General features: G+C 73.5%; 12 protein-coding genes, 1 tRNA gene and 1 pseudogene. 12 read left to right on the forward strand and 2 right to left on the reverse strand.

Annotated features, from left to right (window positions below):
• The 6 genes and pseudogenes from HLV61_RS14470 to HLV61_RS14495 form a co-directional block, all read left to right on the forward strand.
• Positions 1 to 129 (forward strand): annotated as a pseudogene (locus HLV61_RS14470) (acetyl-CoA C-acetyltransferase); the annotation flags it as partial.
• A gap of 372 nt (positions 130 to 501) precedes the next feature.
• Positions 502 to 2,253, forward strand: a complete 1,752-nt coding sequence (locus HLV61_RS14475) for a PHA/PHB synthase family protein (protein WP_369256589.1) — start codon at positions 502 to 504, stop codon at positions 2,251 to 2,253.
• A 759-nt stretch (positions 2,254 to 3,012) separates the two neighbouring features.
• Positions 3,013 to 3,483, forward strand: a complete 471-nt coding sequence (locus HLV61_RS14480) for a hypothetical protein (RefSeq protein WP_369256591.1) — start codon at positions 3,013 to 3,015, stop codon at positions 3,481 to 3,483.
• Between the two features lie 429 nt (positions 3,484 to 3,912).
• Positions 3,913 to 4,212: a tyrosine-type recombinase/integrase gene (locus HLV61_RS14485; protein WP_369256593.1), complete on the forward strand. Its 300-nt coding sequence runs from the start codon at positions 3,913 to 3,915 to the stop codon at positions 4,210 to 4,212.
• Positions 4,213 to 4,670: 458 nt separating this feature from the next.
• Positions 4,671 to 5,426 carry a hypothetical protein gene (locus HLV61_RS14490; RefSeq protein ID WP_369256595.1) on the forward strand — a complete coding sequence of 252 codons (756 nt, stop codon included), beginning with the start codon at positions 4,671 to 4,673 and terminating at the stop codon, positions 5,424 to 5,426.
• A gap of 974 nt (positions 5,427 to 6,400) precedes the next feature.
• Entirely contained in the window at positions 6,401 to 8,935 is a 2,535-nt protein-coding gene (locus HLV61_RS14495; protein ID WP_369256597.1) for an excinuclease ABC subunit A, read from the forward strand.
• A gap of 208 nt (positions 8,936 to 9,143) precedes the next feature.
• Here HLV61_RS14495 and HLV61_RS14500 read toward each other — a convergent pair.
• A tRNA-Leu gene (locus HLV61_RS14500) sits at positions 9,144 to 9,228 on the reverse strand.
• Between the two features lie 92 nt (positions 9,229 to 9,320).
• Between HLV61_RS14500 and HLV61_RS14505 the strand changes: the two genes are divergently transcribed.
• The 3 genes from HLV61_RS14505 to HLV61_RS14515 all read left to right on the forward strand — a co-directional run bounded on the left by HLV61_RS14505 (position 9,321) and on the right by HLV61_RS14515 (position 12,594).
• Positions 9,321 to 10,640, forward strand: a complete 1,320-nt coding sequence (locus tag HLV61_RS14505; protein WP_369256599.1) for a M20/M25/M40 family metallo-hydrolase — start codon at positions 9,321 to 9,323, stop codon at positions 10,638 to 10,640.
• A gap of 141 nt (positions 10,641 to 10,781) precedes the next feature.
• A complete protein-coding gene (locus HLV61_RS14510; protein ID WP_369256601.1) occupies positions 10,782 to 11,588 on the forward strand; it encodes an SDR family oxidoreductase in 807 nt (268 codons plus the stop codon).
• A gap of 52 nt (positions 11,589 to 11,640) precedes the next feature.
• Positions 11,641 to 12,594 (forward strand): NADPH:quinone oxidoreductase family protein, encoded by a 954-nt coding sequence (locus HLV61_RS14515; protein WP_369256603.1) that lies wholly within the window; start codon positions 11,641 to 11,643, stop codon positions 12,592 to 12,594.
• A 56-nt stretch (positions 12,595 to 12,650) separates the two neighbouring features.
• On the opposite strand, the gene HLV61_RS14520 is transcribed toward HLV61_RS14515, so the two are convergent.
• Complete coding sequence (locus HLV61_RS14520; protein WP_369256604.1) at positions 12,651 to 12,854, reverse strand: DUF5703 family protein; 204 nt, start codon at positions 12,852 to 12,854, stop codon at positions 12,651 to 12,653.
• Between the two features lie 122 nt (positions 12,855 to 12,976).
• Here HLV61_RS14520 and HLV61_RS14525 point away from each other — a divergent pair, with 122 nt between their 5' ends.
• From HLV61_RS14525 to HLV61_RS14535, 3 genes are all read left to right on the forward strand, one after another.
• Entirely contained in the window at positions 12,977 to 13,237 is a 261-nt protein-coding gene (locus tag HLV61_RS14525) for a hypothetical protein (protein ID WP_369256606.1), read from the forward strand.
• Between the two features lie 187 nt (positions 13,238 to 13,424).
• A complete protein-coding gene (locus HLV61_RS14530; protein WP_369256608.1) occupies positions 13,425 to 13,778 on the forward strand; it encodes a hypothetical protein in 354 nt (117 codons plus the stop codon).
• Between the two features lie 166 nt (positions 13,779 to 13,944).
• Positions 13,945 to 14,715, forward strand: coding sequence for a DUF2470 domain-containing protein (locus tag HLV61_RS14535; RefSeq protein WP_369256610.1), 771 nt, complete (start codon positions 13,945 to 13,947; stop codon positions 14,713 to 14,715).
• Positions 14,716 to 14,736: the final 21 nt, after the last annotated feature.

A 14,736-nucleotide genomic window follows, 5' to 3' on the forward strand; every position in this document is an offset into this window, starting at 1 on the left:
GGCGGCTCCGGCGCGCGCATCATGACCACGCTCGTGCACCACATGCGCGACAACGGCATCCGCTACGGCCTGCAGACCATGTGCGAGGGCGGCGGCCAGGCCAACGCCACCATCCTCGAGCTCCTCTGAGCCCTTGCCCCGCGTAGGGGGACCGGTCAGCCCGGTCACCCCACGTCGGGGTTGCCGGACGCATCGTCACCGGCACGGATCGATCCCGTCGACGAGGAGAGGCTTACGGCCCTCCACCCTGCACGGTCGGTCGACCCCTCCCGTCGACCGTGGCGGTTGACCAACCCGCTTCGGGCGGCTCCTGGCACGGTCATCGACTAGCGTCCCCGATGTGGCTGCGGTCACACCGGAGGAGATCCAGCGGCATCTCCATGGCGGTGGGGCGGCTCGGAGTCGCCCGACGGACAGCGGGAGACGTGCACGTCTCGACCAGACACCCCACCGTCCGGGTTCTCGTAGTGCCCCGTCAACTCGTCCGAATGGGAGCCGATCATGACCGCGACGAAGCCGGCCCGCAGCCGCACCACCGCTCCTCCGAAGGACCATCGGCCTGCAGTGGAGGAGCCGGTGCCGGCCGACGAGGACGAGGCGATCGGCGTCGTCGAGGGCGGTGAGTCGGTCGGGATCCCGTCCGTCGTCGGTGTCCTGAGGGGGATGGCCTCCGCCCTCGCCCAGCCCGGCCCGGTCACCCGTGGTGCCGGCCGGTTGGTCCGCGACTGGGCGTCGATCGCACGGGGGAGCGACGAGTACCGGCCCTCCCCGAAGGACAAGCGCTTCGCTGATCCCGCATGGTCGACGAACCCGGCCTTCCGCCGGTTGTGTCAGGGGTACCTCGCGCTCGCCTCGCAGCTGGACCGGCTCGTCGACGACTACGAGAAGACCGCCTCGGACTGGCACGACGTCGAACGGGCCCGGTTCGCCGTGGGCGTGCTGGCCAGTGCCCTGGCGCCGACGAACACGCTGCCCGGCAATCCGGCGGTCCTCAAGCGGGCGTTCGACACCGCCGGCGCCAGCCTCATGCGCGGAGCCCGCCAGTTCGTGCACGACGTGCGGCACAACGGCGGCATGCCGTCGCAGACCGATCGCAGTGCCTTCACGGTCGGGGTGGACCTCGCCGTCACCCCGGGCGACGTCATCGACCGGGACGACGTCGCCGAGCTCATCGAGTACCGGCCGAGTACCCCGACCGTCAGGCAGCGGCCCCTGCTGGTCATCCCGCCGCCCATCGGCCGGTACTACTTCCTCGATCTGCGACCCGGCCGCAGCTTCGTCGAGTACGCGGCCAGCCGCGGGCTGCGGGTGTTCATGGTCAGCTGGCGCAACCCGACCGCCGCGCAGGCGGACTGGGACATCGACACCTACGCACGGCGGATCCTGCGCTCCATCGACGTCGTCAAGGACGTCACCGACGCCGAGGACGTCAACACGCTGGGGTTCTGCGCCGGCGGGATCCTCACCACGACCGTCCTCGGCCACCTCGCCGCACGAGGCGACCACAGCGTGCACTCCGCCTCCTACGGCGTCACGCTGCTCGACTTCGGCACGCGGGCACCCATCGGCGCCTTCTCGGCACCTCGCGCGCTGGAGATGGCCCGCGGCAACTCCGAGCGGAACGGGGTGATCAGCGCCCGGTCCCTCGGCGCCGTGTTCAGCTGGATGCGCCCGGACGACCTCGTCTTCAACTACGTCGTCAACAACTGGCTGATGGGGGAACGACCCCCGGTGTTCGACATCCTGGCCTGGAACGCCGACGGCACCAACCTGCCCGCCAGGCTGCACGCGCAGTTCCTCGACATCTTCCAGGACAACACCTTGGCGAACGGCCGCGTCGAGGTGCTCGGTACGCCGGTCGACCTGCCCCGGATCACCGTCCCGACCTTCGTCACCGGGGCGCTCAACGACCACCTCACCCCCTGGACCGGCTGTTACCGCACGACACAGCTGCTGGGCGGGCCGAGCACCTTCGTGCTGAGCAACGCCGGCCACATCGCCAGCCTGGTCAACCCACCCGGCAACCCGAAGGCCAGCTACTCCGTCGGCGGCGAACCCGGGGCGGACCCCGAGCACTGGCGTCGGACCGCGGAGAAGCGGACCGGGACCTGGTGGGAGGCCTGGGCGGACTGGGTCCTCGAACGCTCCGGCGACGAACGGCCCGCACCGGACGGCACCGGGGACGCCGAGCACCCACCGCTGGAAGCCGCCCCCGGGTCCTACGTCCTCGACCGCACGCCGGCCCGACGGTGAGCCGTCCCCGAGGCGGCCTGCTGGAGCACTCGGCTCTGGCGGCGGGTTCGCCGACCGGGCTGTCAACCGCCAGGCTGGGCAGTCGCCATCGCCCGTCCGGCGAACCAGGGGAGCACGTCCGGGCGGTCCACCGCGTCCGCGCAGACCACGCGGTCGATCGGCGCCCCTTGCAGCAGGCGCTTCACCGGGACCTCAGGCCCGGTGCCGGCAGGTGGCCGAACACCACTGGGGGATCGGCCCCCGACTCCTCGGCCTGATGGACCCGCCGCACCGGCCGCAGGTCGTGGCGGCCTTCCGTCGTTCGGGGCTGTCCACTCCGGCGGGTCTCGGGTCCGAGCGGGCCACCTCGGTCGGGGCTCGTTGGACCTGGTGACGCCGTCGACGTCCGCGTTCCCGCCGTCGTGCGCGGTATTCGGGACTCCCGCTGTTTCCCGTGCTCACGAGGCTGCAGACGAGTCTCCACTGACTCGTCACCACGAGTTGGAGAACCCGAAGTGGAAGACGTGTGACGGCTGCTGAGCTTGGAAGTATCTCGTCGCCGCTACGTGGCCCTCTGCCGCTCTGGGCTGTGCAGTCAACGTCGATCAACGTGATCCATCCAGCCGAAGATGTGATCGCGCGAAGCCGAGGGTGGCGACGCAACCGGTCTTCTGATGGCACCTGTCGGCGGAGGCACCAGGACTACGGATCCCACCCGGCCGCAGTCGGTCTGTCGTGAGGTCAGATCGCTCGAAAGGGCCGGTGACAGGAGGTCGGTGGATGCCCGAGCCACGGCGACGTCAGGCGGGTGAGGGCAGCATCAGTGAGTACGCGACCAAGGCCGGTCCGCGTTTCCCGATCAGATACTCGGCGGAGCGTGAGGACGGGACGAAGCGTGTCGTCCTGGAGCGCGGGTTCAGAACGAGGAAGGACGCCGCGGCAGCGTTGCGCGCGGAGATCCGCAAGTCCGACGTGGGGGAGTGGGTCGAACCGTCGAAGCAGCGCCTCGACGCCTACCTCGCCGAGTGGATACAGGGGCAACGGCTCAGCCCTCCAACGCTGGCCTCCTACCGGAAGAACATCCGGCTGCACCTCGATCCTCACCTCGGTGCCCAGCCGATCGCCCGTCTCACCGGCTCGATGGTGGACGCCTGGATGCGCAAGCTGGAGGCGTCCGGGCGGGCCGACGGTCGGGGCGCCTCCCCGCGCGGACGGTGCGCTACGTCTACACGATCCTGCGGTCGGCCCTGAGCGACGCGGTCAGGCAGGGGCGGCTGGCGGTCAACCCGGCCGACCGGTCGACACCCCCGAGCCCGTCGGAGGCCCGTCCGCCGGAGATGCAGGCTTGGACCGCGCCGGAGCTCGGCCGGTTCCTCGGCCCGGCCGACGTCCAGGATCCGGACCTCGCCATGGGCTGGCGGCTGCTGGCGGTCACCGGGATGCGCCGCGGTGAGGTGCTGGCCCTGCGCTGGCGGGACGTCGATGTGGGCGCCGCACGGATTGCGGTTCGCCGCAGCGTCGGCGTGGTGAAGGCGAAGGGGGCTGGCGAAGAACTGGTCGAGGGACCGACCAAGACCGGTCAGTCGAGGGTCGTCGACCTCGACCCAGGGACGGTGGCCGCGCTCCGCGCCTACCGGACCGCTCGCGCCGGCCTGTCCCCGGATCTGGCGCGACGCGGCGGTGGTGCTGGGCGACCTCGACGGCACCCACCGGCATCCCGAACGGTTCTCCCGCCGCTTCACCGCCCAGGTGGCCCGGGCGCGCAAGGCGCTCGGGGAGGAGCGACTGCCGGTGATCCGGCTGCACGACCTCCGCCACACCCACGCCACGTTGCTGCTCGCCGACGGCGTCCCGGTGAAGGTCGTCTCCGAGCGCCTCGGTCACGCCAACGCCACCATCACGCTCACCGTCTACCAGCACGTGCACCCCGGCATGGGGCGTGAAGCCGCCGACCGCTTCGCTGCCCTGCTGGAGGGCTGATCCGACGCGATGGGCATCACATGGGTATCACGCGAGCCCTGGAGGCCCGAACGTGAAGCGCCCCGGGCCTCTGACCTGCAGAGACACCGGGGCGGTGCTGTGTCCGAGGGCCGACTCGTCGCGTACGCACACCACTCGACGGCTGGCGATGAGTCGTCGTCTGGTGTCCGAGGGGAGTCCGTACCCCCGCACACGGCTACGGACGTGCTGCCGGGCCTCCGATCGGATCCGGGTGACGTGCGGGGATCGGAGAGGTCGGGGCCGGCGCGACCGGGGCGCGCGGGCGGGACGCGTTTCCGTGACGTGCCGTCTGTCGGCCGAGGCGCCAACCGGACAGCGAGGCCCTCGTGTGGCCCCAGCGGAGACCTGGGGGACCTCGTCGACGGCGCGTTCTCAGGCTTGTGCCGGGCCGGCCGGCGCAGACAGCGAAGGGTCCGATGGTGGCAGCATCCGGCGACATGGACGCCCCTGCGCCGCACCGCTTCGTCGCCCGTGTCATCGAGGAGGCCGAGAACAAGATCCACGATGACGGCGTCGCTCGGCGGTTCGGCTTCTCTGGCGCGCTGGTGCCCGGGGTGGAGCTCTTCGCCCGCACGACCACGCCCTTGGTGGCGGCTTGGGGAGAGGAGTGGTTGTCCGGCGGGCGGGTCGATCTGCGCTTCCGTCGGCCGGTCTACGACGGCGAGGAGTTGCTCGTCGACGTGACCGGTGGCCAGCTGACCGTCACCGGCGCGGACGGTGAGGTGCGCTGCGCGGGCTCGACCGGTCGCACGGGGGATCGCCCCGACCTCGCCGACTTCGCGGAGGTGTCAGCTGCCGGCGAGCCGGTGATCGACCCGGTTGCCGGGCCGTTCGGCAGCGTCCACGAAGTCGGCACCGTCGAGGAGAACGAGTGGTACCTCGATGCGATCGGCGAACCACTGGCGCTGTACCGGGAGAGGTCGTGGGCGCATCCCGGTCTGTTGCTGCGCCTGGTCAACGAGCTGCTCATGCACAACGTCGCCCTCGGACCGTGGATCCACACCTCGAGCGCCTGCACCTTTCTCGGCATCGCCCGGCTGCCTGCGCGGATGACCGTGCACGGACGCGTCACCGACGTGGGCCGGCGCGGCCGGCACGAGCAAGTCCGCTACGACGCTCTGGCCCTGGCCGACGCCGAGCCCGTGCTGCACGTCCACCACACCGCGCTCTACCGGCTCTCCACCACGGCCTGACGCCGGTCGGCGGTCAGCCGTCGGACCGTGAGGCACGACGGGCGCGCTCGGGCCGGACGACCGGGCGGCAGGAGGGGCCCGCGGCCGGCCGACGGGCTGTCCTGCACTGCCGGCGCTCCCGCGTGACCAGCTGGGTACTGCGGCTGCCACCGGAGGAAGGCCCGCAGGACCATCGCGCCTCGTCCACCGTGTGGCGTCGGTGGCCAGCAGGCAGCCGGAGTTCGCCGTCGCGTCCGGTGAGGACGGCGGCGCCTGGCATGGCGACCGGGGGGTCGGCGATGAGCACCGGTGCCGCCCGGTATGTGGCGCGACAGGGTGCGGCTGCGCGTAGGCGGTCCGGCAGCTCAGCCGCCGGGTGATGGCCTGGGTGCTCCGGAGACCTGCACGACCACGTCCCGGGCTTCTGATCTGCAGGAAACCGGGACGAGGCGGAGTCCGAGGGGGAGCCGGTACGTGGGCACACGGTTCCGACCGAGCTGGTCGACTGATCCCGGCCGAGCTTCGCAGTGTGGATCGGCCGGCCGCCCGAGGGTGCGAGGCGGGTGACGTGCGCGCGGCGGGCGTCGTTGCGCGGTCGCTGGCAGGGTGGACCGCACAGCCACTTCCGCCCCCGTCGTGGCGGTGACCGGTGCGACGGGTTGGCCGGCGGGTGTGCCGGGCGCTCGTCGAGCGGTCGGCGCGGGTGCGCGCCGTCGTCCGTCGCGGCGGCAGCGCGATGATCTTCGCCCGGGTCTCCGCGACGCCGGCGTCACCCGGAACCGTGCTGACGTCACGACGATCACCGCGGAGGACGTCGCCGACGCCGCCCGCGCGCTGGGCGAGGAGCCGGCGGGTGACCCCGCGCTGCCCCGCTGGCGACGCCGGCTCGGGTGACGTCCCGCTCGGTGCCCGCATCGACGGGACGGGCAACGGCGGCGAGACCGGGTGTGTCCCCCGCGTGCCCCTCCGGCCCGGGCGCAGGTCAGGCTGGAGTCATGATCGGTGAACCGGGCCGCGCGTCCTCGCCGACGGACCGGTTCGTCCGGGTGCGCGGCGCCCGCGAGCACAACCTGCGCGACGTCGACGTCCACGTGCCGCGGGACGCCCTGGTCGTCTTCACCGGCGTCTCCGGATCCGGGAAGTCCTCGTTGGCCTTCGGCACGATCTACGCGGAGGCGCAACGCCGGTACTTCGAGTCCGTGGCTCCGTACGCCCGGCGGCTCATCCACCAGGTCGGCGCACCCGTCGTCGACGAGATCACCGGACTTCCGCCGGCGGTGGCGCTGCAGCAGAGTCGGGGCACCCCCAGCAGCCGGTCCGCCGTCGGCACCGTGACGACGCTGTCCAACTCGCTGCGGATGCTGTTCTCGCGCGCCGGCATCTATCCGCCGGGGTCGACCGGCCGGCTGGACTCCGACGCCTTCTCGCCCAACACCGCCGCCGGCGCCTGCCCCGAGTGCTCCGGTCTGGGCAGGGTGCACCTGGTGACCGAGGACAGCCTGGTCCCCGACGCATCGCTCAGCATCCGGGACGGCGCGATCGCCGCCTGGCCGGGGGCCTGGCACGGCAAGAACCTGCGCGACATCCTGGTCGAGCTCGGCCACGACATCGACCGGCCGTGGCGGGACCTGCCGCAAGCCGAGCGCGACTGGATCCTGTTCACCGACGAGCAGCCGGAGGTCACCGTGCGCCCCGTCCGCGGGATGGGTCAGGTCCAGCGCGACTACCAGGGCCGGTACACCGGCGCACGGGCCCTCGTGCTGCACACCCTGGCCAACACCAAGAGCCCGACCATGCGGCAGCGGGTCCTGCGGTTCGTGCAGACCTCGACCTGCCCGGTCTGCTCGGGCAGCCGGCTGCGGCCCGAGTCCCTGGCCGTCACCGTCGGCGGGCGGAACATCGCCGAACTGGCCGCCCTGCCGCTGGCCGCGCTCGTCGAGACGCTCCGCCGGGCACCGCAGGCGACCGACGTCGCGGCGCGGATCACGGCGGACCTCCTCGGCCGGATCGAGGTGCTCACCACGTTGGGCCTCGGTTACCTCAGCCTGGACCGTACGACCCCGACCCTGTCGCCCGGCGAGCTGCAACGGCTGCGGATCGCGACTCAGCTGCGGTCGGGGTTGTTCGGCGTGGTGTACGTCCTGGACGAGCCATCCGCGGGGCTGCACCCGGCCGACGCCGAACCGCTGCTGGAGGTCCTGGACCAGCTGACCGCGGCCGGCAACTCGTTGTTCGTCATCGAGCACGACATGGCGCTGGCCCACCGCGCCGACTGGATCGTCGACGTCGGCCCGCTGGCAGGGGAGCAGGGCGGCCGCGTCCTCTACAGCGGGCCCGTCGCCGGCCTGTCCCACGTCGATGCCTCGGTGACCCGGCGCTTCCTCTTCGACCGGGAGCCGCCGATCGGTCGGCCGCGACGGCAGCCGGCGGGGCAGCTGCGCCTGGGTGGCATCGACCGGCACAACCTGCGCGACGTCGAGGTGGCGTTCCCGCTCGGGGTCTTCACCGCGGTCACCGGCGTCTCCGGCTCGGGCAAGTCGACGCTGGTCAGCCAGGTGCTGGCCGATGCCGTCTCCCGGCGGCTCGGCTCACCCGCGACGGCCACGGACGGCGCCGACGACGCCGGTGACGACCCGACTGCCGACCCGGACGACGTCGTCCAGGACACCGCGGGGGTGACGGTGCAGCTCGAGGGGCCTGCGGCCGTCGACCGTCTCGTGCGCGTCGACCAGAAGGCCATCGGCCGGACCCCCCGGTCCAACCTGGCCACCTACACCGGGCTCTTCGACGCGGTGCGCAAGCTCTTCGCGGCCACCGAGGAGGCCCGCAGGCGCGGCTACGGCGCCGGGCGGTTCTCCTTCAACGTGGCCGAGGGGCGCTGCCCGACGTGCCAGGGCGAGGGCTTCGTGACCGTGGAGCTGCTCTTCCTCCCCGGGACGTACTCGCCCTGCCCGACCTGCCACGGTGCGCGGTACGACCCCGAGACGCTGGAGATCACGCACCGCGGCAGGAACATCGCCGAGGTGCTCGACCTGACCGTCGACGCGGCCACGGACTTCCTCGCCGACCTCGCGCCGGTGGCCACAAGCCTGCGCGTGTTGCAGGAGGTCGGTCTGGGCTACCTGCGCCTCGGACAACCGGCGACGGAGCTGTCCGGCGGCGAGGCGCAGCGGGTGAAGCTGGCCAGCGAGCTGCAACGGGCCCGACGGGGGCACACGCTCTACGTTCTCGACGAGCCGACCACCGGGCTGCACCCCGCTGACGTGGAACTGCTGATGCGCCAACTCCACCAACTCGTCGACGCGGGCAACACCGTGGTGGTGGTGGAACACGACATGGACGTCGTCGCCGACGCCGACTGGGTCATCGACCTGGGTCCTGGAGCCGGTGACCAGGGCGGCAGGATCGTGGCCGCCGGCACGCCGGAACGGGTGGCCGCCGCGCCGGGGAGCCAGACCGCCCGCTTCCTCGCCCCCCGGCTACCGAGGACTGAGCCGACTCCGTCGTCGGGCCGCTCGGCAGGCCGGTGAGACCGCCTCCGGCCTGGCCCATGCCGAGGCGCTGCGCGCTCAGCGCGGCGATCAGCCCGGCATGGGCCGCCAGGCCGCCGAGCGCTACGCCGCCCTTCCCCGGGGCTGAGAAGGCCGCGGAGTACCAGAGTGGTGTCACGAGGCATCGTTGCCCTCGAAACGAAGCCGCCCCGGGCCTCTGACCTGCAGAGACACCGGGGCGGTGTTGTGTCCGAGGGGGGACTTGAACCCCCACGCCCGATAAAGGGCACTAGCACCTCAAGCTAGCGCGTCTGCCATTCCGCCACCCGGACGAGTGCGGGACAACGATAGCAACCCGGCGGCACCGTCCGGAGCAGGCCCCGGCCCGGGTCGCGATCGCGCCGTCCGGCCCTACGCTCGCCGGGTGGAGAACCGAGGTCCCGTCCAGGCCCAGGCCGAGGTCGCCGAGCTGCTCAGCGAGCTGATCCGGATCGACACGACCAACACCGGCGACACCGCCACCAGCGCCGGGGAGCGGGCCGCCGCCGAGTGGGTGGCCGGCAAGCTCGACGAGGTCGGGATCGGGTCGCAGATCCTGGAGTCGGAGCGGGGGAGGGCCAGCCTGGTCGCCCGTATCGAGGGCGCCGACCGCTCGAGGCCGCCCCTCCTGATCCACGGTCACCTCGACGTCGTCCCGGCCGACCCCGCCGAGTGGAGCGTCCACCCGTTCTCCGGCGAGGAGCGCGACGGCTACGTCTGGGGCCGCGGCGCCGTGGACATGAAGGACATGGACGCGATGGTCCTGGCGCTGGTGCGCGAGTGGGCCCGCACCGGCGTGCAGCCGCCGCGCGACGTCGTGCTGGCCTACGTCGCCGACGAGGAGGCCGGCGGCAAGCTCGGCGCCCGCTGGCTGGTCGACGAGCACCCCGACCTGTTCGCCGACTGCTCCGAGGCGATCAGCGAGGTGGGCGGCTTCAGCATCACCGTCCGCGACGACCTGCGCCTCTACCTCGTCCAGACGGCGGAGAAGGGCCTGGCCTGGATGCGCCTGACCGCCGGCGGCAAGCCGGGGCACGGCTCGTTCGTCCACGACGACAACGCCGTCACCCGCCTGTGCCAGGCCGTCGCGCGCCTCGGCTCGGCGCGGCTGCCCACCGTGCTCACCCCGCCGATGCGGCAGTTCCTCGCCGCCGTGGAGGAGGCCTACGGCATCGAGATCGACCCCGACGAGCCGGAGGAGGCGCTCGCCCGGCTCGGCAGCATCAGCCGGATGCTCGGCGCGGCCCTGCGCAACACCGCCAACCCCACGATGCTGCAGGCCGGGTACAAGACCAACGTCATCCCCGGCACGGCCAGCGCCACCGTCGACGGCCGCTTCCTGCACGGGCAGGCCGAGGAGTTCGAGCGGCAGCTCGCCTCGCTCATCGGCGAGGGCATCCAGCGCGAGTGGATCGTCCACGACCAGGCCGTGGAGACGACGTTCGACGGCCCGCTGGTCGACTCGATGGTCGCCGCGCTGAAGAGCGAGGACGACGGCGCCCGCCCGGTGCCGTTCACCATGAGCGGCGGCACCGACGCCAAGAGCTTCGAGCGCCTGGGCATCCGCTGCTTCGGCTTCTCACCCCTGCGGCTGCCGGCCGACCTCGACTTCGCCTCGCTGTTCCACGGCATCGACGAGCGGGTGCCCGTGGAGTCGCTGCGCTTCGGCGTCCGGGTGCTCGACCGGTTCCTCCGCGCGGTCTGACGCGCTCACCTCCCCGCGATCATGGCGCCGCGACCGCGCCACGCCGGCCCGGCGCAGTTCCAGCGCCGTGATCCCGGCGGGGGCGGGACGGGAGCGGGGTCCGGCCCGCCCGGGACGGTGCCGGGGTGGTGTGATGCCGGGGTGACCTCTCCCACACCCCCCGGCCCCGGTTCCGTCGCGCTGATCACCGGAGGGACCGGCGGCTTCGGCCGCGCCCTCACGACCAAGCTGCGCGAGCGGGACGTCACCGTCGTCGCCGCCGACCTCGACAGCGAGCGCAACCGGTCGGTCGCCGACGAGCTCGGCGCGCACTTCGTCGCCCTCGACGTCACCGACCGCGCCGCCAACGAGGCCGTCGTCGCCCAGGTGGAGGCCGAGCACGGCCGGCTCGACGCCGCCTACCTCAACGCGGGCATCTCCGCGGCCAAGAGCGACGACGCCCTCGACCTCGACGAGTTCATGCGCGTGGTCGACATCGACCTGTTCGGCGTGGTCTACGGCGCCGCGGCGGCCCGCCCGGCGATCGCGCGGGCCGGCGGCGGAGCGATCGTGGTGACCGCCTCGCTGGCGGGCCTGTCGCCCATGCCCTCGGACCCGGGCTACAGCGTGGCCAAGGGCGGCGCGATCGCGTTCGTCCGGTCGATGGCGCCCCGGCTGAGCCGTGAGGGCATCACCATCAGCGCGATCTGCCCCGGCTTCGCCGACACCGCGATCATCGACCGCATCCGGCACGAGTTCGAGGCCGCGGACTTCCCGGTGATCCCGGCCGCCGAGGTCGCCGACGCGATGGTCATGGCCTGGACGTCGGGGGAGCCGGGTGCCGCCTACGTCATCCAGCCCGGCGTCGGCACGGTCCCGTACAGGTTCAAGGGCGTGCCCAGCGCGAAGACGGCGACCGGCGAGACCGCCGTCGTCCCCGAGGCGCTGCGCCCGCCCTCGATGCGCTGAGCGCCGGAGCCCCGGTGACGCCGGTCACCGGGGCTCTGGCAGGGTCGGGCGCATGCGCGCATGGCGGGTCCACGAACTCGGCGACCCCTCGGAGGTCATGGGGCTGGAGGAGGTCGAGGAGCCGACACCGGGTGAGGGCCAGATCAAGGTCCGGGTGCGGGCAGCGGCCCTCAACTTCCCCGACGTGCTCATGGCGCAGGGGAAGTACCAGGAGCGCCCGCCGCTGCCCTTCACCCCCGGCGTCGAGCTGTGCGGGGAGACCGAGGACGGCCGCCGGGTGATCGGCGGGCCGGCCGGCGGCCCCGGCGCCTTCGCCGAGTACGCGCTGATGAACGCCCGCGACGCGTGGCCGGTGCCGGACTCGCTGTCCGACGAGAAGGCCGCCGCCCTCCACCTCACCTACCAGACCGGCCACGTCGGCCTGCACCGCCGCGCGCACCTGCAGGCGGGGGAGTGGCTGCTGGTGCACGCCGGTGCCGGCGGCGTCGGCTCGGCGGCCATCCAGCTCGGCAAGGCGGCCGGCGCGAAGGTCATCGCCACGGCCGGCGGCGCGCACAAGACCGAGGTCTGCCGCGAGCTCGGCGCCGACCACGTCGTCGACTACACGGCCGAGGACTTCGTGCCCGTCGTCAAGGAGCTCACCGGCGGCGAGGGCGCCGACGTCGTCTACGACCCGGTCGGTGGCGACGTCTTCGACCGGTCGCGCCGGTGCATCGCCTTCGAGGGCCGGCTGGTGGTCGTCGGCTTCACCAGCGGGCGGATCCCCGAGGCGCCGGCCAACCACGCGCTGGTCAAGAACTACAGCGTCGTCGGCCTGCACTGGGGGCTGTACAAGAAGAAGGACCCGGCCGTGATCGGGCAGACCCACGACGAGCTCGTCCGGCTGGTCACCGCCGGGCAGATCGACCCGCTGGTCGGTCAGGTGCTGCCGCTGGACCAGGCCCCGCGGGCGCTGGCCGCGCTGGCCGACCGCGGCACGGTCGGCAAGGTCGTCCTCGTTCCCTAGGCCCCCTGCAGGGGCCCGCGCCGAGCATGCGAGGGCGGGGGCAGGGGGTCCTTACCTCAGGTGACGGGCATCGGCAGATAGGACAGCCGCGCCCGGCGGCGGAGGATGGCCTTGCGGGTGCCGTCGGCGTGCAGCTGGAGGCGTGCGAGCTCCCAGCCGCCGACGTCGACCTGCAGGCTCAGCATGGTCGCCGCTGCGGAACGGGACGTGCCCGGCGGGATCCGCAGCGGCGCGTACTCGTAGTCGTCGGCCGCTCTCACCGGACCGATGTTGCCACGGCCGACACCCGCCGGTCACCCGCCGGACGCCCGCGGGGCTGCCGCCCCGCGACCCGGACGGCAGGATGGACGGCGACCCCCCAGCCGCACCCGAGGAGGACGACGTGACCGATCCCGGTACCGCCAGCGAGGCCGACCGCGCCGAGCAGGAGGCCCTCCTCGAGCCGGCCGCGCCCGAGGTCGCCGGGGACGCCGGCCCGATCGCCGACGGCGCGGACGAGGCCGACGCGCTCGAGCAGCAGCTGGCCACCGCGCCCGGGTCGGCCGGTCCGCTGCGGCCGGTCGGTGACGTCGAGGCCAACGAGGCCGACGTCCTCGAGCAGGAGGCCGACGTCCCCTTCGACGAGGACGACCGCACCTCCTGACCCGCGGCACGGTGGTGGTGCTGCGCCGCAGATGCGGCGGGCGCTCGTGCCCGGTGGCGGGGCGGGAGGGGGAGCGATGACCGCGAAGGTCGACGTCCGCAGGGGCTGGCCTGCCACCGGGCCGAGCGCGCCACCCCGCGGCTGGTCGAGGTGCCCGATCTCCGGTACCTGGCCCTCGACGGCTACGGTGGACCCGCGCGACGTCGGCGACGTCGCCGCCGCCCGGCTGCTGGCCGCCGACTGGACCGGCCGGCAGGTGCAGGCCGTGCACGGCCCGGCCGACCTCACCTGGCACGGGGTCGCCGAGATCGTCTCCGCCGCCACCGGGCACCCGGTCCGCGCCGAGCAGATCGGCGATGACGACCTGCGCCCCGGGCTGACGGCGGCCGGGCTGACCGAACGGCAGGTCGAGGCCGTCGTCGGCATGGCCGCGGGCCTGCGCGACTCCGAGCCCGAGGACCCGCGCACGGTGCTGACCACCACGCCGACGACGCTCGCCGCCTGGGCGCACGAGCACCTCCGGCCGCTGCTGACCGCCTGACCCGGCATGTCCCTCCTCCGGGACGACCGCCGGCTCGGCGCCGCTGCCGGTCCCGGTCCGGCGCGGCCTGCAGCGGGCGTACCCGGCCGATGGGGACCGACGCCCCGCTTCCCCACCGACGAGCACTGTGGTTAGGCTGCCCTAACCAACGTCCCGAGGGGGAGCCTTGACCACCTGCCCTGGTCCGCCGGCGCTCTCGGTTGCCGGTGCTCCCGAGCGCGCCCGCACCGCGGCCACCCGCACCGCCGCCGCGCTGTGCGTGGCCGGCCGCGAGCCGAGCCGCCCGCTGGCGCACGCGACCACCGCCGCCGGGCAGGTGCTCGTGCTGGTGCCCGCCGACGGCGAGGTCGCCGACGTCCTCGCCACCGCTCCCGACCGGGACGTCTCGGCGCTGCTCATGGTCAGCGACCGGGCTCCGGTGCCGCTGCGTGACCCGGTGCGCGCCACCCTGTGGCTGTCCGGCTGGCTCACGCCGGTCCCCGGGGCCGACCGGCGCGCGGCCGCGGTCGCCTTCGCCGAGGTCCGGCCCGACGAGGCGCTGCTCGACGTCGGCACGAGCGCCCTGCTGCTGCGGCTGGACCTCGCCGAGGTGGTGCTGCGCGAGGGCGACGGCTGCGCCGAGGTCTCGCCGGCCGGCTTCGCCGCCGCCCGGCCCGATCCGCTCGCCGCCGTCGAGGAGGGGATGCTGCAGCACCTCGACCGCGACCACCCCGACGTGCTCGCCGTCCTCCGCAGCCGCGTGCCGGTCGCCCCGGGGGAGACGGTGCGGCCGCTGGGCATCGACCGGTTCGGCTACCGGCTGCGGGTGGAGCGGCCCGGCGGGCACCGCGACGTCCGGGTGCCCTTCCCGCGGCCGCTCACCTGCCCCGGCCAGCTGCGCGCGGCGACGTCCCAGCTGCTCTGCGCCCTCCGCGCCGGCCTCACCCGCCGCGACTGAGAGCCAACAGCGCTACAGAGG

Origin of the sequence: Geodermatophilus amargosae, assembly GCF_041028265.1 — a bacterium.
Classification (GTDB): Bacteria; Actinomycetota; Actinomycetes; order Mycobacteriales; family Geodermatophilaceae; genus Geodermatophilus; species Geodermatophilus amargosae_A.

Bases quoted from the DNA above. Each gene is read 5' to 3' on its own strand.
- HLV61_RS14475 (WP_369256589.1), top strand. From the start codon at position 502: ATGACCGCGACGAAGCCGGCCCGCAGCCGCACCACCGCTCCTCCGAAG.
- HLV61_RS14480 (WP_369256591.1), top strand. From the start codon at position 3,013: ATGCCCGAGCCACGGCGACGTCAGGCGGGTGAGGGCAGCATCAGTGAG.
- HLV61_RS14490 (WP_369256595.1), top strand. From the start codon at position 4,671: ATGGACGCCCCTGCGCCGCACCGCTTCGTCGCCCGTGTCATCGAGGAG.
- HLV61_RS14495 (WP_369256597.1), top strand. From the start codon at position 6,401: ATGATCGGTGAACCGGGCCGCGCGTCCTCGCCGACGGACCGGTTCGTC.
- HLV61_RS14515 (WP_369256603.1), top strand. From the start codon at position 11,641: ATGCGCGCATGGCGGGTCCACGAACTCGGCGACCCCTCGGAGGTCATG.